The following is a 21,457-nucleotide window of genomic DNA, read 5'->3' on the forward strand; positions in this document are numbered from 1 at the left end:
GTGGGCGTCCTGCCCCTTGATCCAGGTGCTCATGCTGCTGAACTGGCCGCCGGGAGTACGCCTTCGCGTGGTGCTGGCGTCGAGCGCCCTGCTCGTCGCGCCGGCAGTGATCGACGTCCGCCTCACCTTTGGACCGGGCGCCGACACGAACTGGTTCCAGCTGATCCCCTGTTCGTAATCCTTCCGGCCATGACCGTCTCCTCGCTGTGGTGGTGGGACGGGCTCGTCACCCTCGACCGGGCCCGGGCCTCAGAGGCGAAGCTCGCCGCGACCCAGGAGCGGCTACGGCTGGCGACGGACGTCCACGACCTGCAGGAGCACCACCTCCAGGTCATCGCCCTCCAGCTCGAGCTCGCCGAACGACTCATGCCCCGCGCCCCCGAAGCGGGCATGGAACAGCTACGCGCCGCGCGCGCCAGCGTCGACGACGCACGGCAGGGCACCCGCGACCTGGCCACCCGGTTCCGCGCCGCCCCGCTGAGCGACGAGCTCGCCAACACCGTCGCCTGCTGCGCGCCGCGCGGTCCCCGCCGAAGAAGTCCCTGCCGAAGGAAAGGTTGCCGGATGATCCGCGTGCTGCTCGCCGACGACGAGGGCATGATCCGCTCCGCACTGGCCGCGCTGTTGCGCCTGGAACCGGACATCGACGTCGTCGAGCGCAAGCGCTTCGTCGCGTCGTTTTCGGCTCTTGGCTCCGCGCGCCACGACGACCGCAGGGTCTGCACCCCGCGATACAGGAGGTAGGCAACCCTGATCCACTTGATGGCAGTGAACAGCCGTTCGGACTGCAAGAGCAGCGTGCCGAGACCGGCGCAGACCAGCACGATCATCACTGCGAACGCGGCCAGCCTGCCGCCTACAGCGACCAGCGCCACCCGGGACCCCTCTCGGCACGCGTTCCGAAGGCCCAGCAGCTGGTTGGCTCCCCGGGATCACGGAGGTGGTCAAGGATGCCAACAGGAAGGCCGGCCAGTCGATCGCCATGGCCGTAGTAGAAACTGTGTTCTCAGGACATAGTCAAGACTGAAGCCACGGCCGCAGCACTTCTCGACCGACGATCGTGTGTCGCTCGAAGGACTCCGCCGACTGCGACGGGCCGAACGCGAGCACCGCGCGGGCGCGCTGCGGAGTCACTGATGCTGGGTGGCGGCACACAGGGATGGCAAGCGTGACGACTATGAGTCCGATGCCACCGTGACGCCAGGAAGGGCCCCGCCTCCGGGTTGATCAGCTGGGCGACGGGATCGCTGCTCGCGCAGGAGGGCTTCTGCCACGGCTTACGCCCAAGTTGGCGGCGATGCCTTTGTAGGTCGCCCCCTCGGTGGACTCGTACAAGGTCACGGCTCGGCCCTGAACTCATCCGAGTAGTCCTTCAACGCCATCGGCGGTGTCTCGCTTCCTCTGGAACAAGCAAGATCCAGTATCAGCGTGTCCACCAAGCGGGGGAAGGTCCCCTACGACGCGGCTTCCACCCTGAACATGGCACTCACTTGCAAAAAATAGCCTCTGGGCACCGCGAGGGCGTTCCCTCAAGGCGGCCTCCCTAAAGGATCTTGCTGACACCTCGTGGCACTCCCACTGACATCAAGTGGCATAACGCCAGGACAGCTTCGTGGCAATCCGCACGCACGCCAGGTCTCGTGAGACAGGACAGCAGATTCGCACCGGGCTGTCCGATCAGGTTGGATCGCGCTTCCGGATTACTTGCGGGAATTCTGCCTTCTCGCAAGTTGGGCGGGGTTTCCAGCTGCGCAACGGATCCATTTTTTTGATTTTGATTTTCTGGAAAATCAAAAATGGTAGAGTGATCTCGTGACCGTGGAGAGCAGTGTCGTTACGCCCTGTAAGCACTGTGGTGCGCCGATTGAGCAGCGGCGGGGGAGAGGGCGGCCGAAGGCGTACTGTCCGGAGAAGGACTGTCAGGCGGCGGCCAAGCGGGAGCGGGAGTTGCGGCGCGCCACCCCGGGGCTGGAGGGCGCGCTGGCCAGGGCCGAGCAGCTGTACGACCGGATGGAGAGCGGGCTGGCCGCGGCCATCGAGCCGCTCGCCCGTGCGCTGGCCGAGGAGCTGAGCCCGGCAGGGGTCGAGGCCAAGCTGAGCGCGGTGCAGGCCGAGGCGCACACGCGCGTCGCGATCGCCCGTACGGAGCGGGAGCAGGCGTTCGAGCAGGTACGGCTGGCGCGCGAGGCCACCGAGCATGCCCGCCGGCAGACCGCCGAGATGCGGGAACGGCTGGAAGAGGCCCAGAACGAACGGGAGACCGCGCTGGCCGACGCCGAGCGCGCACGCGAGCAGGCGCTGGCCGCGTTGCGCGAGGCGGCGAGCACGGAGAGGCAGGCGTTGCAGACCGCCGAGGAGGCGCAGCGAAAGGCTGAGCTGGCCGAACGGCGGGCCGAGGAGTCGGCTCACGAGGCCGAGATGGCGCGCCAGGCCAGGGATCAGGCGGTTCGGGAGCTGGCCGAGCGGGTGGAGCTGGCCGAACGGCGGGTGGAGGAGGCGCGGGCGCAGGCCGTACGGGCTGAGGAGGACGCCGAGTTGGCGCGCCGGGAACGTGATCGCGTCCGGGAGGAGACGGCGGCGGCGGTTCGGGCGCGTGAGCAGGCCGAACGTGAGGTGGTCGGCGCGGACGCGCGGGCCGGGGCGGCGGCGCAGGAGCGCGACAGAGCCGTGCAGAGGGCGGTGAACGCGGAGCGCGCGGCGGCCGAGGCCGAACGTGATCGTGCTGTGGCGCTGGGGGAGGCCGCGCGGGCGGCGGACGAGGTCCAGCGGCTGAACGGGAAGGTGGCGCAGGTCGAGGCGGAGGCGGCCGCGGCGCTGTCCCGGGAGCGGAAAGTCGTCACGCGGGAGAAGTCGCGCGCCGAAGCTGCCACCAAGGAAAACGATCGGCTTCAGGGGGAGTTGCGGCTGGAGCGCGTACGGCTGGAGGATCTGCGGGCCGAGCTGGAGGCGGCCCGCGCGGAGGCGGCCCAGCTGCGGGAACGCGCGGTCGCGGCGGAGCTACGCCTGCAGGGCGGATGACCTGTGGGGCTCAGGAACTCGAAGCACTCGCATCGCAGAGGCGTTCGTTCGGGGCGGCAGGGGCTGGGGGCGCGAGTGACCGACTCTACTCGCCTGCGATCACGTCTCGTGATCTTGTCCACGGTGTACGCGGTCACCCAGCGCCTGTTGTCCTTGCCCGCAGTACTGCTGCGCCGCGACGCAGTACACCCGCTCGACGGCGCCGCCCTTAAACCGGACGGGGGCGCGGCGGTGTTCCAGATCGAGGTCCTCGACGTTCAGCGCGAGGATCTCGGCGGCTCGTGCGGCGGTCTCCTACAGAATTCGCCACAGCGCCCTCTCCCGCAGCGGGATGTCGCGGCGCGACAGCAGCCGGTGGATCGTGGTCTTGGCGACCGCGCGGGTCTCGTCGGCGCTCTCCCTGCGGCGTTCGACGTCGGACGGGACCGAGGGGGCAGCCCAGTGCTTCTTGGCCTGGCACCGCCAGGAGGTGGGCTGCGGTGGGCTCGCCTTCATGGGCCGGGTGGCAGGACACGATGTCGACACGAACCGCAACCGCAGGTGCTGCTGACCCGGCTGCGAGCTGAGGTCGGATTCGGACAGCCGTCGGTCAGCAACGTCGCCAGCATGGGGCCGGTGTTTCCTACGCCGCACCCGCCGGGTGCGGCAGCACCGTCCTAGCGGCGGCTGCCCGACCTGTGGCGGGACGAGCTGATCGGCGTGGTCAGCGTGGCCGTTACCGCTGGTTCTGGCTAGGCCGGTGCTGATCTCCCTGTGTGAGGTGGGGAACGGTTTCGAGAGCGGCGGCCCAGCTGGCGAGCAGGCGCAGGGCGTCGTGGGAGGGGCTGTCGGGGGCAGCGGTGTAGACGGTGAGGTTCAGGCCGGGGTCGGCGTGCAGGTCGATGGATTCGTAGGCGAGGGTGAGGTCGCCGATCGCGGGGTGGTGGAAGGTCTTGGTGCCGGCGTGGTGCAGTCGGACGTTGTGCTGTGCCCAGCGGGTGCGGAAGTCGTCGCTGTGGGTGGACAGCTCGCCGATCAGGTCGGTGAGGTCCTTGTTGCAGGCCCCTCGCTCGGGTCCGCGTCACCAGCCGCAAAGTAACGCTGAGTAGCTGTTGTCATTTTGTGTGGTCGCGAGTCTGGCCATCTCAGGGAAGGCGATGCGCCGCGCGGCTGACCGCCTCACGCGCCGGATCGCCGGGGTTGGCGACTGATCGCGGCTCGGGGGTAGGCCAGGCCGAGATGTGCGGCTGGCGGGTCGTCGAGGTAGTCGCCCCAGGCGCAGCCTGAGGGGGGTCGGCCCACATAAGCCCGAAACCCACAATGAGTCGATCTTGAGCTCTGTATTGCTTGGTCAGGCGGCGGGTTCAGCTGCCGTCGATGGCGACCCTGGACAGGCATTCATGCGCCTCTTGGAGCGATGCCCCTTCCAGCCGCGCCGCGAGTATGCGGGCGAAGGTGGGGCACTCGAAGACGTCGTCGTGCGGACAGGCCAGTGCGTGGGCGATGGCCTCGCGCGCCACCTGCGCCTTGGCGATCCGCTCGTCCAGCTCGGCAAGCTTGCGCCGGTACGGCTCCCGCAGCCCGGACACCGGCGGTTCACCGGCCGGTGGACGGCGGGCGACGAGCTCGTTGATCTCGCGCAGGGTGAAGCCGGCGTCGCGCAGCAGGAGGATGACGCCGACCTGGCCGACCGTCGCCGATGAGTAGCGCCGTTGCCCCGCGCTTCGGGCCGGCGGGGGCAGCAGGCCGAGATCCTCCCAGTAGCGCAGCGTGGAGGTGGCGACCCCCACGCGGTTCGCCAGCTCACCAATCGTCAGCTGCTCGCCCATTTGACTTCAAGCATACTTGAAGCCGTTGACTTGCGAACATGCCGACAGCAGACGCAGGACTCAAGCAACGCGCACTCATGAAAGTAGTGCGACAGTTCCACTATCCCCGAGGCGTCGCCGGGCGGGTGGTCGGCTGGTTCATGGCCCATCGCGGCTCCAACCGGCAGCGCAACATCTGGGCGGTACGGCTGCTCGACATCCAGCCCACGGACCGGGTACTGGAGGTCGGCTTCGGCCCTGGCCTCGCCATCGCCGAGCTCGCCCGCCTGGCCACCCGGGGCCACGTCTACGGTGTCGACCACTCACAGGTCATGGTCGGCCAGGCCCGCCGGCGCAACGCCGCCGCCGTCCGGGCTCACCGCGTCCACCTCACGCACGCGTCCGTGGACCGGCTGCCGGGCTTCGACCATCCGCTCGACGCCATCCTCGCCGTTAACTCCCTGGGGTTCTGGCCCAGCCCCGTCGAACGGCTCCGCCAGCTACGTGGCCTGCTCCGCCCCGGCGGACGCATCGCGCTCGTCAGCCAGCCCCGATGTCCCGGCGCCGACAGAGACACCACGGGCCGGGCCGCCCAGGAGCTCCAGGACCTGCTCACCGAGGCCGGCTTCGCCCACCCCCGGGTCGAGATCCTCGACATCGACCCGCCCGCAGCCTGTGTTCTCGCCGACAACCCGGCCGGGATGCCGTCATGAGCGCCGACGACATCCCGGCCGCCCTGCCCGCCGACATCTGCCTCACCGGTCTCGGACTCGTCCTGCGGGAGTGGACCGATGACGACCTGCCCGTGATGGTCGAGCTGTTCAACGACCCTCAGGTCGGCCTCTGGACCCCGCTGCGCTTCCCCTTCGACAAGGAGGCCGCCCGCGCCTACCTGGCCCAGGCCCGGCAGCGCCGCTCCGATGGCCTGTACGTCCAACTAGCCATCACCGCCGACGGTGACGCACCGATGGGCGAGATCCTGCTCTTCCGAACCGGGAGCCCCGGCGAGGCCGAACTCGCCTACGCCGTCGGCCCTCGGCACCGCCGACGACGCCTGGCCACCCGCGCAGTGCAGCTGATCACCAGCTACGCGTACGACGTCCTGGGAATGGATCACGTCCTCCTACGCATCGCCCAGGACAACCGGGGCAGCGTCGCCGTAGCCCACAGCGCCGGTTTCGCACCCACCGACGCCCTCCCCCTCACCCGGGCAGGCAGCCGACATCCCCTCCACACCTGGCGGCATCACCGCGCTGAGTGAAAGGGGGATCGGGACCTGCCCGGCGGTAAGAGCAGTCACCAGCTCATGCACCGTGATCGCGGGCAAGGCGGTTCTCCGAGATCGGAGACCTCGACTTGTCGCGCTCCATGGTCAGGGCCGGACGGGCGACCTCAGAAAGCTGTACGCGTTTCGCCCCGGGATCGTCCAGCAACTCGCGGCTCTCGTACAGCCCGGCGCGGACCCGGCGGCGCCGGCCGATGCGGTGGCGTTGTCGAGACCGGATCGGACGATGACGTCGCTCGCGCGGGATCTGTGGGTTAGCCCGTACCGCCAGATGATCACAGCGGCGGGGGCCTGCTGACCTGGAAGAACCCCGTTAACGCCGGATTCCGTTCCAAATCTCTCCGACCCCCGGATCCAGCTCAAGCTGCAGATCGAGGCCCGCAGAGACTTCGGCCGCTTCGACCGGCGCCGACACGCCAACCCGACCAACCCCTGGCTGGTCCGGGCACGCAATGCCGCCCAGGCCATCGGCGAGGCACGCGGCTGGACCGGCCGAGTGCTCAGCGATGTCGACCGCGGCCTGGTCATCCTGCTCAGCACCGCCGACGGTGACAAGATCCGCCACTCCGAGCTGTTCCCGGTACTGCGCGCCTATGGATTGAGCGTCGAACGCACCGTCGAGGTCCTCGACCAGATCGGCCTGGTGGAAGACGACCGCATCCCAGCTTTCGAGTCCTGGCTGGAGCGCAGCCTCGCCGATCTGGCCCCAGCCATCCACGCCGAGGTTGAGCACTGGCTCCGAACCCTGCGAGAAGGTGGTCCCCGATCGCGGCCTCGCAGCCCTGAAACCGTGTGGGCCTACCTGCGCGCCGTGCGCCCCTCGTTGCTGACCTGGTCCGAACGCTATGACCACCTGCGGGAGGTGACTCGCGACGGCATCCTCGCAGTAATCGACGCTCTCACTGGTCACGAGCGACATCACACGCTTAGCGTCCTGCGGTCCCTGTTTCGCCACTGCAAGAAGACTCGCACCATCTTCCGAGATCCCACCGCCCGGCTGCGGGTCGGCGAGAAGCCCCGCAAATTGGCCTTACCCCTGCAGGTTGAGGAGATCAATGACGTGGTGAAGGTTGCCACCAAGCCCCTGGACCGGCTCGTCGTGGTGCTGTCAGCTGTCCATGCCGCTCGCCCGAAGATGATCCGTGAACTCCAGCTCGACGACGTCGACCTCGGCAACCGGCGCCTCACCATCGCCGGACGGACGCGGCCCCTGGACGACCTCACCCACCACATGCTCTGCGACTGGCTGGAGCACCGGCGCACCCGCTGGCCCAACACCGCCAACCCGCATCTGATCATCAACCAGCAGACCGCGATGGAGACCGGCCCGGTCAGCAAGGTCCATCTCACCGACTCCTTCCGCGGCCACACCGCTACCTTGGAACGGCTCCGCGTCCATCGCCAACTCGACGAGGCTCTGACAAACGGCCCGGACCCTCTCCACCTTGCCGCGGTGTTCGGCCTCGATCCCAAGACCGCCATCCGCTACGCCGACGCCGCCCAGCGGCTCTTGACGAGTACCGCGGAGGAACAGGACCCCGCCAGTCGAGACGAACCCAAGGGTCAAAATCGTCCATGAAGCCTGAAGAGCCCTGGGTTCAGCGTGAGGAACCTTCAGTTCGCCCGAACTCTGGGAAATCACGGCCCTCCGCTCCAGAAGCGGTCCCCGGCTCCAAAGTAGCTGTGTGAGAAAGCACGATTGCGGTTCGTGATCGTGCTTTCTGGTCGCCTAGTAGATCGTGGTCTACCGGCCGTGACAATTTCTCCGATCTTCGAGCGGCGTGTCCAGGGCGATGGGGCCGTCGCTCAATTCGGCGTGCCTCTCTTCGCACAATCCTGGGGTAGGCGTGGATGTCTCGACGACCTTCGTCTGGAAAGCCGATGCTGCCCGGATCAGGCGCCCGGGGCCGGGCAGCAAGCAGGGCGGGCGAGGGCGAAGGCCCGGTCGACGAGCTCAGCGCGCTCGGTCTTTCCGCCCAGGCGGTGCCACTCGCGGGAGGCGGAGTCGAGGGCAGCCGCCGCGCAGGCCGTGACGAGTTCGGCGGCGAGGACGTCGAGCCCGAACTTCCGCTGGACGACGTCGGCGAACTGCCGTCGGATGTCATCACGTGTCTGGTGGAAGCGGGCACGCAACGCTGGCGTCGACGCGATTAGCCGGTGGCGTTCGTCGGTGATCTCTTGACTCCAGTCCCGCAGTACGGCATGCAGTGCCTCCCACGGTCCGAGGTCGGAGGGCTGTCCGGACAGCTCCTCGACGATGTCGTCGCCCAGCGCGTGGACGCCCTCGAAGACCACGTCCTCCTTGGTGGGGAAGTAGCGGAAGAAGCTGCGTTTGGAGATGCCCGCTGCCTGGGCGATGTCCTCGACCGTGGTCTCGTCGAACCCGCGTGAGGTGAATAGCTCCATGGCCACGTCGGCGAGCTGCATGGTGACCGCTCGCCTGGTGCGCTCTCTCAATCCTGTCACGCAACCGAGTGTACACAGTGGCATCAGATGTATAAGCTGACACCAAGTGACAGAAATGGATGGAGATGTCATGCAGGAAAAGACTGCTGTGATCACGGGCAGCACCGGCGGGATCGGCAAGGAGATCGCCCGCGGCCTCGCCATGCGAGGAGCCTCGGTCATCCTCGTCGGCTTGGACCCGGTGGAGGGCCGTCAGGCCATGACCGAGCTCAGACGAGACGCGGGACATGACCGGATCGAGGCGCTCGTCGCAGACGTCACCACCCTGGACGGCCTCGCCAAGCTGGCTTCGCAGATCGCCGAACGCACCGATCAGCTCGACGTTCTGGTCAACAACGTGGGCGTGAACCCGCCAGCCAGGCAGCTCACGGCCGACGGCGTGGAGAAGACCTTCGCCGCCCATGTGCTCGCGCCCTTCACCCTCACCCGCCTGCTGCTGCCGCAGCTGCGCCAGGCAGGCAGCGCGCGGATCGTCAACGTCACCGGCGGGATACCCGGCGGCCCGATCGAGCGAGACAACCTGCAAGCAGAGAAGCGTTTCATGGGATGGACGTTCAGCCAGTACAACCACACCAAGACAATGACGATGGCGATGACCCATCGACTGGCCACGGAACTGTCCGGCACCGGCGTCTGCGTCAACGTGGTCTACCCGGGGCACGGCTACACCCCGATGAACAGATCGACGTCGATCAAGGCGTTCCCGAAGCTCTACCGGCCCATCGCGCCCCTGGTGCTGAAGGTCATCGCGCCGCTGTTCCTTGCGGACCTGGCCAGGTCCGCCCGTCCGAGCGTCTACCTAGCCTCCAGCCCCGAGGTGGAGGGCATAACCGGCGCCTACTTCGACAGCAGCTGCCGCCACCGGCCGTGGCCGGCCAGCGTCCTCGATCCGCGCAACCGCAACGCCGTCTGGGACCTGTGCACCTCGTTGAGCCCGCAGAGCGTGGGAGGCAAGGCATGAGGACCGTCGTCATCACCGGCGGCACCGACGGAATCGGCAAGGGCCTGGCCCTGCATTACCTGCACCAGGGGGCGCGTGTCATAGCCGTCGGCAGCACCCCTGCCAAGGGCGAGGCATTCCTGGCAGAGGCCGCCAGCGAGAACGCCGCGTTCGTGCGCGCCGATCTCACCTCGGTCGCGGCGACCAAGGACCTTCTCGCCACGATCAAGGCCACGTGCGCCTCGCTGGACACGCTCGTCCTGTGCGCCCAGCGCTACCGGCTCTTCGGGTCCCGCGCCACCACCCACGAGGGTTTCGAGCACAGCTTCGCTCTGGCCTACCTCAGCAGGCACATCCTCAGCCACGGCCTGCACGACCTGATGACGCTCGCGCCCCGCCCCGTCATCATGAACGTGGGCACACCGGGCGTCCCCCTGGGCCGCATCCACTGGGACGACCTGCAACTGACCCGCCGCTACAACGGCACCCGCGCCACGCTGCAGTCTTTCCGCGCCAACGACCTTCTCGGCATGGCTTTCGGCGAGTTGTACGGCGGTGCGGTCCGCTACGTCGGCTACAACCCCGGCGTCGTCTCGACCGGAATGCCTACGCACCTCCCCCCGCCTCTGCGTGCGCTGGTGAAGGCGACCTTCCCGCTGCTGGCCACCTCCGTCGCCAAAGCCATCACGCCCATGACGACTCTCCTGGACGATCCACCGGCCGAGGCGTTCAGTGCCTACTTCACCAAGCGCCGCCTCTCCCTCGACGGCAGCGCGTTCGACCGTGAGCAGGCGATACGCCTGCATCGCCTCACCCAGCGCCTGACAGACGCCACGGAGCCGATCCTGCCCAGCTGATCGCTCGCGGCCCGGCGATCTCCATATGGAGGGACCACCTCAAGGCGATCAGCAGCGGACGGCACCTGGTGCTCGCTACCCGGCGAGTGCCGGACCCACCTCCCCGGGCAGACTCTCGCCATCGTCATCACACGCAAATAGACAAACGGCTCACCCACTTTATCGCCGGGGGTTCGTTCCCGTTTGATGAGTCCCTGCTGTTCGAGGAAGGCGACGGTCTGTGAGATCGATGCGGGGCTGACGCCCAGCCGATGGACCAATTCGGCGGCGGTGAGGTTGCCGGAGTCGGTGACGTACAGGCAGGCCAGCACCCTGGCCGTCATCCGGGGCATGCCCTGCTGTTCGGGGAGCGTGGCGAAGGATTCGGTGAGGTCCTGAACCGCCCGGGGATCGCGCCCATGGCTGCTGTCGCCAACCGGCGGTGCCGGTGGGCCTGCTGCTGGGTGGCCTCCTGCGCCCGCTGCGGGTGACCTCTCGCATGATGGTGGAGGCGGGCCGCCTGAGACAGCGGCCGATCTCTGTGTAGCCGAGCCCTTCGGCCAGCCCGGCAGCGGTCTGCTGACGGTCCTCGTTGGTGAGCCTGGGCGCCGCGAGCGCTACGTCGTTGACGACAAGCTCTGGGTCCGCTCCACCCTCACGGCCATGCAGCAGAACGACGACCATGATCGCCGCATCGCAACGCGCGGCCCAGATCCTCGGGGCTGACACCCCGGCCGGCGCCCGCTTCGGCGTTGATGGCGCTCGTTGAAACTGACTCTGGCGATCTTTGCGTGGTGCCGTCACGGATCGTGAGAACGTTCAGTGGGCGCAGAGGATGATCTTCCTACTGGGCGCAGAAGTTCACCAGCAAGGCCTATGAGGAACGTTCTCTGTGGGGCAGCCCGTACAACAACTACATCGACGGCGTCGACCCCTGCTGACCAAAGTGCGGCCAGGGCCCTGCTGCGAGGGTGGTCAAGCTGAGGCGCGCCACCGCGTGACCTGTGCCTCGGCGCGATGCGCGCCGAGGCACAGGCACTGCCGGGGCACAGGACATAGCTGGACTACCAGGCACAGCTCTCGCTTGGTTGCCGGCGCGGCCGCAGTTATACATCCGCGACGCGGACGGATCCGGCCTGGGCCTCGGCTACCTGGATGTTCCCCCGCCCTCCTCCATCGTCGCGATCGAATGCGTCTGGCGAGGCGGCGCGATCTCAGGCTGGGTCTGGCCGTCCAGTAGGAGCGGAACGGCGAGCCGGGCTTACTGTCACATCCGTTGACACGGCCCGGAACTCCTATAGCTACGGCGAGCCGCCACTCAGTTGATCAGTGGGTACGGCGGCGGGGCGCCAGCACCTCGGTGACCTTGGCGATGGCCTCAGTGCCGGGTTTGACATAGCGCATGGCGGTGCGGGGGTTCTTGTGCCGGGTCTTGCCCATGATGAGCTGCAGGGGGATCTCGGCTTCGCCGAGGTGGGTGGCGGCGCTGTGGCGCAGCTGGTGCAGATCGAGGCCGGCGTACTTCTCCAGCAGGACGCGGGCGCGGTCGTAGCCGAGGCGGGCGCGGCCGGTGTGCGGGCAGATGTCGCCGGGACCGGGCCGACGGGCCGGGACCGGACGCCGCTCGGACAGGAACAGCGGGCCGTGCGTACGGGCACTGCCGTCCGGGAGCCGGAGCAGGCGGGGCAGCAGGTGCGCGGTGCCGCGGTCCCAATACACCCACTCGACGGCGCCGCCCTTGGCCCGCACAGACGCGCGGCGGTGCTCCAAGTCGAGGTCCTCGACGTTCAGCGCCAGGATCTCCGCGGCCCGGGCCGCCGTCTCGTAGAGCATGCGCCACAGCGCCCGCTCGCGAAGGGGGATGTCCCGGCGCGAGAGCAGCCGGTGGATCGTGGTCTTGGCGACCGCGCGGGTCTCGTCGGCGGTTTCTTTGCGGCGTTCGGCGTCGGCCGGGACTGACGGTGCGACCCAGTGCTTCTTGGTCTGGCACCAGGTGAGCCAGGAGGTGATGGCGGCGCGGTTGCGGTTCCAGGTCGCCGGCGCGCTCGCTCCCCACAGCTCGGCGAGTGCGCTGCCAATCTCGGCGTCGGCCACCTCCGCCAGCGGCCGGTCGCGGCCCAGCCGGTCGATGACGCGGTCGATGGCGGAAGCGTAGGCGCGGTGGGTGTTGGGGTTGGCCGTGCGCGGGGTGGCGAGGAAGGCGTCGGCGGCCGCGGCGAGGCTGACGTCTCCACCGCGCAGGGCGGTGATCTTCGGTGCGGCGCTCATGCCGGCCGCCCAGTGGTCGTCGCGTCGGTCTGGGCGATGTACCGGATAACGTGCGGGAGTCGCGCACCGCCCCGGCGAGACGTTCTCCAGGTCGTCGCGCCGCCATGATCGCTCATGTACGTGATAATAGACGATTATCGCGTACATGAGAGGAAAGATCAACCGCCCCATGTCTACGAGGGCCGGCGGTGATCAGGCAAGGATCGCATTCACAAGGCCACCGTCGATGACCAGGTCCTGGCCATTGATGTAGGACGCCTCACGGGAGGCGAGAAACGCCACTGCTGTGGCAATCTCCTCCGGTTGCCCGAACCTCCCCGCCGCGATACGACCGGTGATGGCCGCAGTCTCCGTCTCGCTCAACGCCGCAGCGGGATACATCGGTGTGTCGATGTATCCGGGACTGATCGAGTTGACGCGGATGCCCCGGGGTGCGAGATCCGCCGCAAGGGTGCGGGCCAGGTTGTGCACGGCCGCCTTGGTAGCCGAGTACAGCGTGAGAATGCCGTTGCCGCGGTGCAGGGTCCAGGAGGCGTTGATGACAATGGAGCCGTTCTCGGCGATCAGCGGCAAGGCCTTCTGGATCGTGAAGAACACGCCTTTGAAGTTCACGTCGACGGTGTGATCGAAGTCGGTCTCGGTGATATCGGCGAAGGGTGCGAAGGCGCCCACTCCGGCGTTGGCGAAGACGACGTCCAGCCTGCCGAAGCGCGTCCTGATCGTGTTCATCAGGGCGTCCAGAGCCTTGAGGTCGGTTGCGTCCGCCACCACGCCGAGAGCGCGCGGGCCGAGCACGGCGGTGGCCTGGTCCACGCGTTGCCGGGTGCGGCCGGTGACGATCACGTGGGCGCCCTCGGCGATGAGGCGGTGTGCGGCGGCCAGTCCCATGCCGCTCGTGCCGCCGGTGATCAGGGCGGTCTTGTCGGTGAAGCGTGTCATGCGAGTGCTCCAGAGATCCAGTCGACGGCCATGGCCAGCCAGTCGGGGCGGGCGTTGCCGAGCAGGTGGTCGCCATGTGGCAGGGACACGTAGCGCCCGTGCGGTGCCAGGCAGGCCAGCGGCTCGCCGTTGGTCACGCCGGGGATGACGTCCTGGCCGCCGTCGATGATCAGCAGCGGGCAGGTGATCTGCGGGGCGAGGGCGGACAGGTCCACCTGGCCGGCGAAGCGGCGGGCCGCTTCTTCGCCACCGGCCCGCTGGATGAGGAGATCCCGTACGGGAGGTGGCAGGACGTCCCAGTGCAGCCGGAAGGGGCCACTGACGGTGACGGCGGCCGCGACGCGGCACTCCCGGGCAGCGCTTTCTGCGACGTAGTAGCCGCCGAGGCTGAGCCCGACGAGTCCCACGTTCCGCGGGCCGAGTGTGTCGATGACCTGACCGATCACGTGGTGGTAGTCGGCGCGGACGGTGCTGGTGGCGGCGAGCGCGCCCTGTCCCGGCCCGTCCATGGCGAACACGGCCAGGCCCCGGCGCAGCAGGGCGGTGACGAGGTCGTGGAACTCCTCCTTGCCGGAGTCCAGCCCCGGAACCACCACCACCGTCGCGGCGGCATCGGCTGGGCCGCGCAACCAGCCGGTGAAGCCCGGCCCTTCGATCCGGCGCGCCGGCGGCTCCAGCAACTCCAGCGCCCGCCTCATGGCGGTGTCGGCCTCGGCCGCCGCGAGCGCGTTCTGGCGGTTCGGTCCCAGGGTGGCGAAGTGGAACCAGCGCGCCGCCGCCCGGAGGTGCTCGCCCGTTGAGATCGCCGTGGCCGCCTGCCCGGCGCGCGCCAAGTGCTCTCGTGCGGCGCGCATGAAAGCCTCGCCCCACTGGTCCAGGTCCGTCAGTTCGCCGGTGACGCGCAGGTACTCGTGCGGGTCCAGCCCGGCTCCGGTGGCGCGTGACAGGTTGGCGGCGGCGAAGTCCGCGGCGCTCATCGCGATGCTCCGATCGTCAGGACGGCCTTGCCGCGGATCCGGCGTTCCCGCAGGTCGACTAGGACGTCGGCGGTCCGGCTCCAGTCGGCGGTGCGGCCGATCTCGGGGTGCAGCCGCCCGCCGGCCGCCAGACGTACCAGGGTGGCCAGGTCAGGACCGTACGGCGTGCCCGCGTAGTGGAAGTGCCGGATCACGGCGTTCTGCGGCCCGGCCAGCAGGTCGAAGAAGTTCACCGTCGCAGGGGTACGGCTGGCCTGCCCGAACCACACCAGCAGGCCAGCTGGCGCCAGCCGGGCCAGCGCAGCCGGGAGCGCGTTGCCGCCGGTGGACTCCAGCACCACGTCGAACGGCCCGTCCGTCTCGTCCGCGTCGTGCACGATCGCGGCGGCGCCCAGCTCGCGCAGGCGCGCGCCGCGCTCTGCCGTGGCGGTCACCGCGGTCACCTCCGCCCCGGCTGCGGCGGCGAGCTCGGTCAGGTAGTGGCCCACTCCGCCGGAGGCGCCGGTCAGCAGCAGTCGCCTGCCCGTCATGGCTCCGGCAGTGCGAAGCAGCCGCAGCGCGGTGATCCCGGCCAGTGGAAGGGCGGCCGCCTGCACGGTGGCGAGCCCGTCGGGTAGGACGGCGATCGAGTGGGTAGGCACGGCCGCGTACTCGGCCCAGCCGCCCATGGGTGGATGGCCCACCACCCGGCTGCCGGCCGGTGGGCCCGAGCCGTCGGCGGCGGCCTGCACGACCAGTCCTGCGACGTCCTTGCCCGGCTGCAGACCGGGCTCCGGCGTTTCCAGCAGGAACGTCTCCCCCCGATTCGGGGAGAACGCCTCAACCTTGATCAGCACCTCGTCCGGGGCGGGCACGGGCTGCGCGGCCTGGGCGAACTCCACCGGCCGCGAGGCATCTCCCGTAGGGATCAATCTACGCATGCGGCCATGAAACCGGCGAGCGGATCGCCTGAGCCAACAACGGACGCGAGGAGCCGACAACCATAGGTTGTCGCCTATGGTGACAGCCGTGGACTTGGACCTGGCGCAGGTGCGCGCGTTCGTACAGGCGGCAGAAGAGCTGCACTTCGGCCACGCGGCCGAGGAATTGTCGATCTCCCAGCAGGCCCTGTCCAAACGGATCGCCCGCCTGGAGTCCACGCTCGGCAGGCGCCTGCTCGACCGCGGCGGCCAGGGGGTGCGCCTCACCGAGGCCGGCCAGCGTTTCTTGAAGCCCGCCCGGCAGGCGCTGGCCGCTGCCGACCTGGCCGTGGCGGCTGTGCTGGACACACACCGCCCGCTACGGATCGACGTGTGGGGCCACCTGTACGCGCCCATGCGCACCCTGGCCCAGGTGACGACCGGCGAGCCGCGGCTGGAACTGGGCCACGGCCGAGACCTTCCGTCGGTGATCACCGCGCTGCTGCACGGCGACATCGACGCCGCCTTCGGCCGCGTCCACGCGCCGCTGCCCGCCGGGCTGACCCATCGCCTGGTACGGCTGGAACCCGTGGACGCCATCCTCCACGCCGATCATCCGCTGGCGAACGCGCCCGCGATCCGTCCGGCGCAGTTGCGCGACGGCGTACTGTGGACCCCCGGCGCGCTCCACCGACTGGACTTCCTGCACCGCTTCGCCATGGCCTTCGGCATCCACCAGCACGCCGAAGGCACGAACCTGGGACTGGACCACTTCCTGGCCGATCTGGCAGCCGACATGCACCGCTTCAGCCTGCTGCCCGCAGACATACCCCTCCCGCCGCACCCGGCGATCCGCTCGATCCCGCTGATCGACCCCACACCGCTGTACGCCTGGTCACTGCTCTGGCGCGACAACGGCGGCCACCCACTGCTGGACACCTTGACAAGCGCCTTTGTGACGGAGGCCGAGCACAACCGGTGGCTGGAACACGATCCCACCCGCGATTGGCTACCGAACGCCACAGCACGGACGCCAGCGCATTGACTACATCATGAGGAGCCTGGTCGGCTCACGGGCCACGTGCGAGTGAAGGCGATCGCGTAGTTAGTAGGCGGCGCAGAAACATGAGGTGGCGCCAGAACCATCGCACCGTCCCGCCCGGAGGTCCGCTCACGCCGCGGTGAGATCGAGCCGGGTCTCCATGTCCAGCCGGAACCGGCCGTAGGGGTTCACATGAGCCCAGAACAGCGAGCTGAGGGCTCGCCGGTCTTCCTCCGTCAGCTTGCCGGCCAACTGCGGACCTCGCAGAACGGCCTGAAGGAGCTGGGTATTAATGAACACCAACGAGGACTACAGCAGGTGCAAGGTGAGCATGGACACCTCGGCGTGCTCACGATCGGCCCCGGTCAGCACGCCGTCACGCCTGAAGCTCATGAGACACCGTCGGCCCGGCCATAGACCTCCGGAACTTACACGCCCGCCCACGCTGGCTCACCGGCCCTGCTCCCAGCCTCCTGGCGCTGGTGCCCGGCGGCCGCAGCCGCTGTCGGCGGGCTACAGTCAGGCTGCCCGCATCCGGACCGTTTGCGCTACGCTCGCCTCACGGGTTTCACACCCGATCATCATCCCTAGAGGGACCGGCATCACTTCGCCCTGCCCTCTAGGAGAAATCATGATCCGCTACCGAGAGCGCATCTGCGCCCCCTATGACCTGTCGGCGCATGCCGGGGCATCGCGGGAATGAGTTCCCCTCGCGCCCGCTGAAGGGGCGCCGCAGGACGGCGATCGGTTCCGTGGATTCCGTGAATTGCGTGCGCCCCCGTTCGGCATGGCCGCCGGCTCGCTGCAGCCACACCATGAAGATGCCTTCCGCCGGACGGCCGAAAGGCCGGAGGTCTGCGCCGGCAAGCCGTCGCCCTCAGTATCTACCGTGCTCGCCCCAGCTCACCCATGTGCGACCGCCTGAGGAGGAAATACGGGTGCCCCGCTACCGGTGCGGTCTTGACTGGTCGGAATCGGCGCAGGACTACGCCGTCCTGGACGACAAAGGCAATGTGGTCAGCGAAGGCAGGATCCTTGAGACCTATGAGGGACTGAAAGAGCTGCTCGGCGTCCTGACCAGCCCATCCACAGCGCGTCGCCATCCGCGTAAACAGGTGCCGATCGCCATCGAGACAGGCCGGAGCTTGCTGGTGGCCGCTCTCCGCACTGCGGGGCAGCCGGTCGTCGCGATCAATCCCGCTGTCGTCGCCCGCTACCGAGGCCGCGTCAGCCCCGCCAAGAAGCGCAAGTCGGACCAAAGTGACGCAAGACTTCTGGCGAACATCATCCGCACCGACGGCCAGCTTCACCGCACACTGCCGGGCAACAGCGAACAGCTCCTCACCTTGGTCGAGCTCTCCCGCGCGCAGCGGCACGCCGTCAACCAGCAGCAGTACTACCTACGCCGCCTGCGCAGCCAGCTGCGCACCTACTACCCAGCCGCCCTGCAGGCCTGGCAGGGCCTGCCGAAAACCATCCTGAGACCGGAGGCCCGGGCGCTGCTCCGCCTCGCCCCCACTCCCGCTGCGGCTGGGCGGCTGACACGCCGTCAGATCGCCAGCACGCTCGCCGCCGCTGGACGGGTCAGGCTCATCGCTCACCACACCGAGCGGCTTCACGCGCTGTTTCGGCAACGGCAGCTCCGCCAGCCGCCGACAGCAGAGGAGGCGATGGGGGTGGCGGTGCTCTCCACGCTGACGTTCCTGGAATGCGCCGACCAGCTGGTCCACACCCTGGCAGGTGACATGACCGAAGTCTTCCTGGCGCACCCGCAAGCCCCGATCTATCTCAGCTTCCCGGGTGTGGGCCCGGTGATGGGGTCTCGGCTCCTGGCCGAACTGGGCGATGACCCCGACCGATTCGAGACAGCCAAGGGGCTGCGCGCCTACGCCGGGGTCGCGCCCTTGACCTGGACGAGCGGAGGCAGCCGCTCGGTCAGCCATCGCCGCGTCGCCAACAAACTATTGAAGGCCACATGTCACCAATGGGCCTTCTCCAGCCTCACCCGCTCCCCCGGCGCCCGCGCCCACTACGACCGGCGCCGCGCGGCGGGCGACCAGTGGACAGGCGCGCTGCGCCACCCGGCCGGACGCTTACTGAACTGCCTGTACCACTGCCTAGCAAGCGAGGAGCTCTATCAAGAGGCCAAGGCCTTCCCGCCTCACAGCGGCACCTAGACCGGGCAGCCGGGATGCAGACCTCTCATCACCCCGGGCCCCGAGCCCTTCCTCCAGAGCGGTCGCCCGGCTGCCCTCCCCACCCCGCCCCGCTATTGGACATCCCGGGGTGCGCACCCCTCTGAAAACCTCATGCCGGCACAAGCTCGACGATCAGGCCACAGCGTCGCGCGGTTCGACGACGAGCATGGAATCAAGGTCGGTCCGCGGCCGAAGGTAGCGGACGGCGTGCCGGTGCCGATGCCCGTCCTTGGCCGTATCCACCAGGATCTCGACCACCAAGTCCGGCTCCACACACGTGAAAGCAAGAGGAGCTTTCTGGCCGTACGGGCTGCCCACCCGACTCGGCACCCGGCTCGGCCGTCGACTCTTCGGACGGCCCGGCGGAAGGTGTGGGCCGGTCGGGAGCGGGCTGCGGGTCCATCGGGGGCCTCGTGTCTGCTGGGGTCAGATCGGGTCAGGCGGGATCGGCAGGCGAGCGGAAGACGTTGTGCTGGGTGAGGTTCTCACCGACCTGGACGCCGTGGGCATGCCGCGGGTCCACCACGTACTTGCCGGTGCCGATAGACGGCTCATCGGCGTCACCGGGCCGGGGGCGCGCTCGTCGCCCCCGTTGTCGCCCGCGTCGGCGGGTGCGGGGACCGGTCGCCACCTGCGGGGTCTGCTGCTCGGCTGCTGTCGTCTCGGGCGGGGCGATGCCGGTCGGGATGCGGTCGGCGCGGGTCTGCGCGCGCAATGCCATCACCGCGACCACGAGCCCGGCCGCGCCCAGCAGCATGCCGGTGAACATGCCGATCACGCTGGCCCGCTGGTCCAAAGTGTCCAGCAGTTGCGGGGGCAGGTTCAGCGGGTCGGCGAAGAACCACAGCAGTCCCGACGCCAGAGAGGCCGCCAGCACTACGAGCGCGATGATCGCCATGCCGCGCCACAGCCGCGAACCCGTCGCTCGTCCCGCCTCGGGCGTCGTCTTCGACATGCCTCCAGAGTGCCCCCTGAACCGGCGCGAGTGGGGCCGAAAGTAGCGAACCTCGATTGAGACAGTCAAGATCGAATTCGCACTTCATGGTGGCTGGCAACATCCGTCACTGCAGGTAGCCGTGTCAGCGATCGGCGGGTGTTTGTGTTACTGGTTGTCGTTGAGGAGCTGTTGTGTGCGAGTGAGGAATGCCTGGCGGACCTCTTCTGGGTGCAGTATCTGGAGTGGTCGGCCGAGGCTGAGCAGGTAGCGGGCCAGGCCGTCGGCGTCTGGCCCGCCGATGTCGATGATCGTTGCGTCATCGCCGTCCGGGTGGTGGACGCCGACCGTTGGTGGCACCAGCCTGCGGGCCTCATCGGCCGGTACGGCCAGGCGGATGGTCACCCGCACCGGGTAGGGCCTCAGCGCGATGCCCGTGCTGACCATCTGTGCTGGATCTGGCGGGTCGGGCAGGGCGGTGGCCTGCCCGGTGGCTGTGGCATCGATGATGCGATCGGTACGGAAGGTGCGCCAGTCCTGCCGCGTCAGGTCGTAGGCGAGGAGATACCAGCGGCGGCCGGTGTAGATGAGCCGGTGGGGGTCTACTCGGCGGGTGGACGTCGTTTCGGCCCCGTCGCGGTAGGTCAACTGGGTGCGTTCGCCTCGCCGGCACGCGGTGGCCAGGTCGAGGAGCAGCGCGGGGGAGATCTGGCTGTCGTCGGGTCGTGCGGTGTGGGTGAACGCGGCGTCCAGCTCTCCGAGCCGGTCGGCGATCCTGGCCGGCAGTACCTGGCGTAGTTTCAGCAGCGCCGACAGGGCTGCTTGGTCGCTGCCGGAGACTCCGCTGAAGGCGGCTGTGCGCAGCCCGACAGCGACCGCGAGGGCCTCCTCCTCGTCAAGGATCAGTGGCGGAGTGCTGGTTCCGGGCCCGAGGTGGTAGCCGCCCCATGGGCCCATCTCCGATTCGATGCCGTAGCCGAGTTCACGTAGCCGGGCGATGTCCCGGCGAACCGTCCGTTCGGTGATCTCCAGTTGGGCGGCCAGATCAGCGCACGTCCAGGACTGCCGCGTTGACAGCAAAGACAGCAGTTGCAGCAGCCGCGCCGAGGTGTTGACCATGGCTGACAGTCTGCTCGATAACCAGGACCGTTTCTGACCGGGTCATACCGTAACGTCGCCGGCATGACCGAGAACTTCTCGGCCGAAAAGTCCATTACGACGATGACCTCCGCCAAGGTGCGTTAGATGACGGAACCGGACGGGCCGAGGTAACCGATGAAGGAGCAACACTGATGGATGCACGCATGAAGAGCGTGGCGAATTCCGACGTGATCACAGCGGTCCAGCATCTCCAGAAGGCGATTCACGCCGGTGGCGTCGACCCGCTCGTGCTCGAGCTGGTCCATCTGCGGGCCAGCCAGATCAACGGCTGCAGCCCGTGTGTGTTCGCCGGCGTCCAGTCGGCGAAGAAGCATGGAGAGACCGAGGAGCGGCTGCACAGCGTGGTCGCCTGGCGCGAGACCCCGTTCTTCACCGAGGAGGAGCGGGCAGCGCTCGCGCTGACCGAGGCCGCCACCCGGATCCAGGACGGCGCGCCAGGCGTGACCGACGAGATCTGGGACGCTGCTGCCACCCACTTCGACGAGAAGCAGATGTCGGCGATCATCTTGAACATCGCAATCACCAACTTCTTCAACCGGATCAACCACACGATCCGGGAGCAGGCTGGCAAGGCCTGGTGAAGGCGGGCGGCCGTCATCCGTCCAGAGGACGCGGTGGCGACGTGGCGAAGGACGAGATCGGCCGGCTCCACCGCTGGCCGATCCAGCGCCACTGCCGGCAGGCCCCCGTTCTGGGCTCTCACCTTC

At 68.6% G+C, this 21,457-nt stretch carries 22 protein-coding genes and 4 pseudogenes; 11 read left to right on the forward strand and 15 right to left on the reverse strand.

Features of this window, described 5'->3' with window-relative positions:
* Positions 1 to 31 precede the first annotated feature (31 nt).
* Together ACIBP6_RS07165 and ACIBP6_RS07170 are read left to right on the forward strand one after the other, a co-directional pair.
* On the forward strand, positions 32 to 178 hold the full coding sequence (locus ACIBP6_RS07165) for a hypothetical protein (RefSeq protein WP_397049674.1): 147 nt from the start codon (positions 32 to 34) through the stop codon (positions 176 to 178).
* Positions 179 to 189: 11 nt separating this feature from the next.
* Complete coding sequence (locus tag ACIBP6_RS07170) at positions 190 to 744, forward strand: histidine kinase (RefSeq protein WP_397049676.1); 555 nt, start codon at positions 190 to 192, stop codon at positions 742 to 744.
* Here the strand turns inward: ACIBP6_RS07170 and ACIBP6_RS07175 are convergent.
* Positions 714 to 875, reverse strand: a pseudogene (locus tag ACIBP6_RS07175) (LysE family transporter); the annotation flags it as partial. The gene ACIBP6_RS07170 and the pseudogene ACIBP6_RS07175 overlap by 31 nt on opposite strands.
* 1,072 nt (positions 876 to 1,947) lie before the next feature.
* Here ACIBP6_RS07175 and ACIBP6_RS07180 point away from each other — a divergent pair.
* Entirely contained in the window at positions 1,948 to 3,018 is a 1,071-nt protein-coding gene (locus ACIBP6_RS07180; RefSeq protein WP_397049678.1) for a hypothetical protein, read from the forward strand.
* Positions 3,019 to 3,312: 294 nt separating this feature from the next.
* Here the strand turns inward: ACIBP6_RS07180 and ACIBP6_RS07185 are convergent, their stop codons facing one another.
* From ACIBP6_RS07185 to ACIBP6_RS07195, 3 genes and pseudogenes are all read right to left on the reverse strand, one after another.
* Entirely contained in the window at positions 3,313 to 3,513 is a 201-nt protein-coding gene (locus ACIBP6_RS07185) for a hypothetical protein (RefSeq protein WP_397049680.1), read from the reverse strand.
* 220 nt (positions 3,514 to 3,733) lie between these two features.
* A pseudogene (locus ACIBP6_RS07190) lies at positions 3,734 to 4,045 on the reverse strand (MmyB family transcriptional regulator); the annotation flags it as partial.
* A 316-nt stretch (positions 4,046 to 4,361) separates the two neighbouring features.
* Complete coding sequence (locus ACIBP6_RS07195; protein ID WP_397049682.1) at positions 4,362 to 4,826, reverse strand: MerR family transcriptional regulator; 465 nt, start codon at positions 4,824 to 4,826, stop codon at positions 4,362 to 4,364.
* Between the two features lie 77 nt (positions 4,827 to 4,903).
* Between ACIBP6_RS07195 and ACIBP6_RS07200 the strand changes: the two genes are divergently transcribed.
* The 3 genes from ACIBP6_RS07200 to ACIBP6_RS07210 all read left to right on the forward strand — a co-directional run bounded on the left by ACIBP6_RS07200 (position 4,904) and on the right by ACIBP6_RS07210 (position 7,669).
* Positions 4,904 to 5,518, forward strand: a complete 615-nt coding sequence (locus ACIBP6_RS07200; protein WP_397049684.1) for a class I SAM-dependent methyltransferase — start codon at positions 4,904 to 4,906, stop codon at positions 5,516 to 5,518.
* Positions 5,515 to 6,066 carry a GNAT family N-acetyltransferase gene (locus ACIBP6_RS07205; protein ID WP_397049686.1) on the forward strand — a complete coding sequence of 184 codons (552 nt, stop codon included), beginning with the start codon at positions 5,515 to 5,517 and terminating at the stop codon, positions 6,064 to 6,066. The genes ACIBP6_RS07200 and ACIBP6_RS07205 overlap by 4 nt, the downstream gene beginning before the upstream one ends.
* A 520-nt stretch (positions 6,067 to 6,586) precedes the next feature.
* Positions 6,587 to 7,669 carry a hypothetical protein gene (locus ACIBP6_RS07210; protein WP_397049688.1) on the forward strand — a complete coding sequence of 361 codons (1,083 nt, stop codon included), beginning with the start codon at positions 6,587 to 6,589 and terminating at the stop codon, positions 7,667 to 7,669.
* Positions 7,670 to 7,983: 314 nt separating this feature from the next.
* Here ACIBP6_RS07210 and ACIBP6_RS07215 read toward each other — a convergent pair whose 3' ends face one another.
* Positions 7,984 to 8,556: a TetR family transcriptional regulator gene (locus tag ACIBP6_RS07215; protein ID WP_397049690.1), complete on the reverse strand. Its 573-nt coding sequence runs from the start codon at positions 8,554 to 8,556 to the stop codon at positions 7,984 to 7,986.
* A gap of 55 nt (positions 8,557 to 8,611) precedes the next feature.
* Here ACIBP6_RS07215 and ACIBP6_RS07220 point away from each other — a divergent pair, with 55 nt between their 5' ends.
* Positions 8,612 to 9,517 (forward strand): SDR family NAD(P)-dependent oxidoreductase, encoded by a 906-nt coding sequence (locus tag ACIBP6_RS07220; protein WP_397049692.1) that lies wholly within the window; start codon positions 8,612 to 8,614, stop codon positions 9,515 to 9,517.
* Positions 9,514 to 10,353 (forward strand): SDR family NAD(P)-dependent oxidoreductase, encoded by an 840-nt coding sequence (locus ACIBP6_RS07225; RefSeq protein ID WP_397049694.1) that lies wholly within the window; start codon positions 9,514 to 9,516, stop codon positions 10,351 to 10,353. The genes ACIBP6_RS07220 and ACIBP6_RS07225 overlap by 4 nt, the downstream gene beginning before the upstream one ends.
* A gap of 218 nt (positions 10,354 to 10,571) precedes the next feature.
* On the opposite strand, the pseudogene ACIBP6_RS07230 reads toward ACIBP6_RS07225, so the two are convergent.
* The 6 genes and pseudogenes from ACIBP6_RS07230 to ACIBP6_RS07255 all read right to left on the reverse strand — a co-directional run.
* Positions 10,572 to 10,685, reverse strand: a pseudogene (locus ACIBP6_RS07230) (MarR family transcriptional regulator); the annotation flags it as partial.
* A gap of 187 nt (positions 10,686 to 10,872) precedes the next feature.
* Positions 10,873 to 11,016 (reverse strand): annotated as a pseudogene (locus ACIBP6_RS07235) (hypothetical protein); the annotation flags it as partial.
* Positions 11,017 to 11,658: 642 nt separating this feature from the next.
* The gene (locus tag ACIBP6_RS07240; RefSeq protein ID WP_397049696.1) at positions 11,659 to 12,600 is read right to left on the reverse strand and encodes a tyrosine-type recombinase/integrase; all 942 of its coding nucleotides are present in this window, start codon (positions 12,598 to 12,600) and stop codon (positions 11,659 to 11,661) included.
* A 192-nt stretch (positions 12,601 to 12,792) separates the two neighbouring features.
* Entirely contained in the window at positions 12,793 to 13,539 is a 747-nt protein-coding gene (locus ACIBP6_RS07245; RefSeq protein ID WP_397049698.1) for an SDR family NAD(P)-dependent oxidoreductase, read from the reverse strand.
* Positions 13,536 to 14,516: an alpha/beta hydrolase gene (locus tag ACIBP6_RS07250; protein WP_397049700.1), complete on the reverse strand. Its 981-nt coding sequence runs from the start codon at positions 14,514 to 14,516 to the stop codon at positions 13,536 to 13,538. Before ACIBP6_RS07250 ends, ACIBP6_RS07245 begins: the two co-directional genes overlap by 4 nt.
* The gene (locus ACIBP6_RS07255; protein WP_397049702.1) at positions 14,513 to 15,436 is read right to left on the reverse strand and encodes a zinc-binding dehydrogenase; all 924 of its coding nucleotides are present in this window, start codon (positions 15,434 to 15,436) and stop codon (positions 14,513 to 14,515) included. Before ACIBP6_RS07255 ends, ACIBP6_RS07250 begins: the two co-directional genes overlap by 4 nt.
* A 76-nt stretch (positions 15,437 to 15,512) precedes the next feature.
* Here ACIBP6_RS07255 and ACIBP6_RS07260 point away from each other — a divergent pair, with 76 nt between their 5' ends.
* Entirely contained in the window at positions 15,513 to 16,460 is a 948-nt protein-coding gene (locus tag ACIBP6_RS07260) for a LysR family transcriptional regulator (RefSeq protein ID WP_397049704.1), read from the forward strand.
* 126 nt (positions 16,461 to 16,586) lie between these two features.
* Here the strand turns inward: ACIBP6_RS07260 and ACIBP6_RS07265 are convergent, their stop codons facing one another.
* On the reverse strand, positions 16,587 to 16,757 hold the full coding sequence (locus ACIBP6_RS07265; RefSeq protein WP_397049706.1) for a Tn3 family transposase: 171 nt from the start codon (positions 16,755 to 16,757) through the stop codon (positions 16,587 to 16,589).
* 638 nt (positions 16,758 to 17,395) lie between these two features.
* On the opposite strand from ACIBP6_RS07265, the gene ACIBP6_RS07270 reads away from it, so the two are divergent.
* Complete coding sequence (locus tag ACIBP6_RS07270) at positions 17,396 to 18,634, forward strand: IS110 family transposase (RefSeq protein WP_397049708.1); 1,239 nt, start codon at positions 17,396 to 17,398, stop codon at positions 18,632 to 18,634.
* 153 nt (positions 18,635 to 18,787) lie between these two features.
* On the opposite strand, the gene ACIBP6_RS07275 is transcribed toward ACIBP6_RS07270, so the two are convergent.
* The 3 genes from ACIBP6_RS07275 to ACIBP6_RS07285 all read right to left on the reverse strand — a co-directional run bounded on the left by ACIBP6_RS07275 (position 18,788) and on the right by ACIBP6_RS07285 (position 20,708).
* Positions 18,788 to 18,916: a hypothetical protein gene (locus ACIBP6_RS07275; protein WP_397049710.1), complete on the reverse strand. Its 129-nt coding sequence runs from the start codon at positions 18,914 to 18,916 to the stop codon at positions 18,788 to 18,790.
* A 175-nt stretch (positions 18,917 to 19,091) separates the two neighbouring features.
* Positions 19,092 to 19,610, reverse strand: a complete 519-nt coding sequence (locus ACIBP6_RS07280) for a hypothetical protein (RefSeq protein WP_397049711.1) — start codon at positions 19,608 to 19,610, stop codon at positions 19,092 to 19,094.
* A 147-nt stretch (positions 19,611 to 19,757) separates the two neighbouring features.
* A complete protein-coding gene (locus tag ACIBP6_RS07285; protein WP_397049713.1) occupies positions 19,758 to 20,708 on the reverse strand; it encodes a helix-turn-helix transcriptional regulator in 951 nt (316 codons plus the stop codon).
* A gap of 173 nt (positions 20,709 to 20,881) precedes the next feature.
* On the opposite strand from ACIBP6_RS07285, the gene ACIBP6_RS07290 reads away from it, so the two are divergent.
* Entirely contained in the window at positions 20,882 to 21,331 is a 450-nt protein-coding gene (locus tag ACIBP6_RS07290; protein ID WP_397049715.1) for a carboxymuconolactone decarboxylase family protein, read from the forward strand.
* Positions 21,332 to 21,457 lie beyond the last annotated feature (126 nt).

Origin of the sequence: Nonomuraea terrae (assembly GCF_044465245.1) — a bacterium.
Classification (GTDB): domain Bacteria; phylum Actinomycetota; class Actinomycetes; order Streptosporangiales; family Streptosporangiaceae; genus Nonomuraea; species Nonomuraea terrae.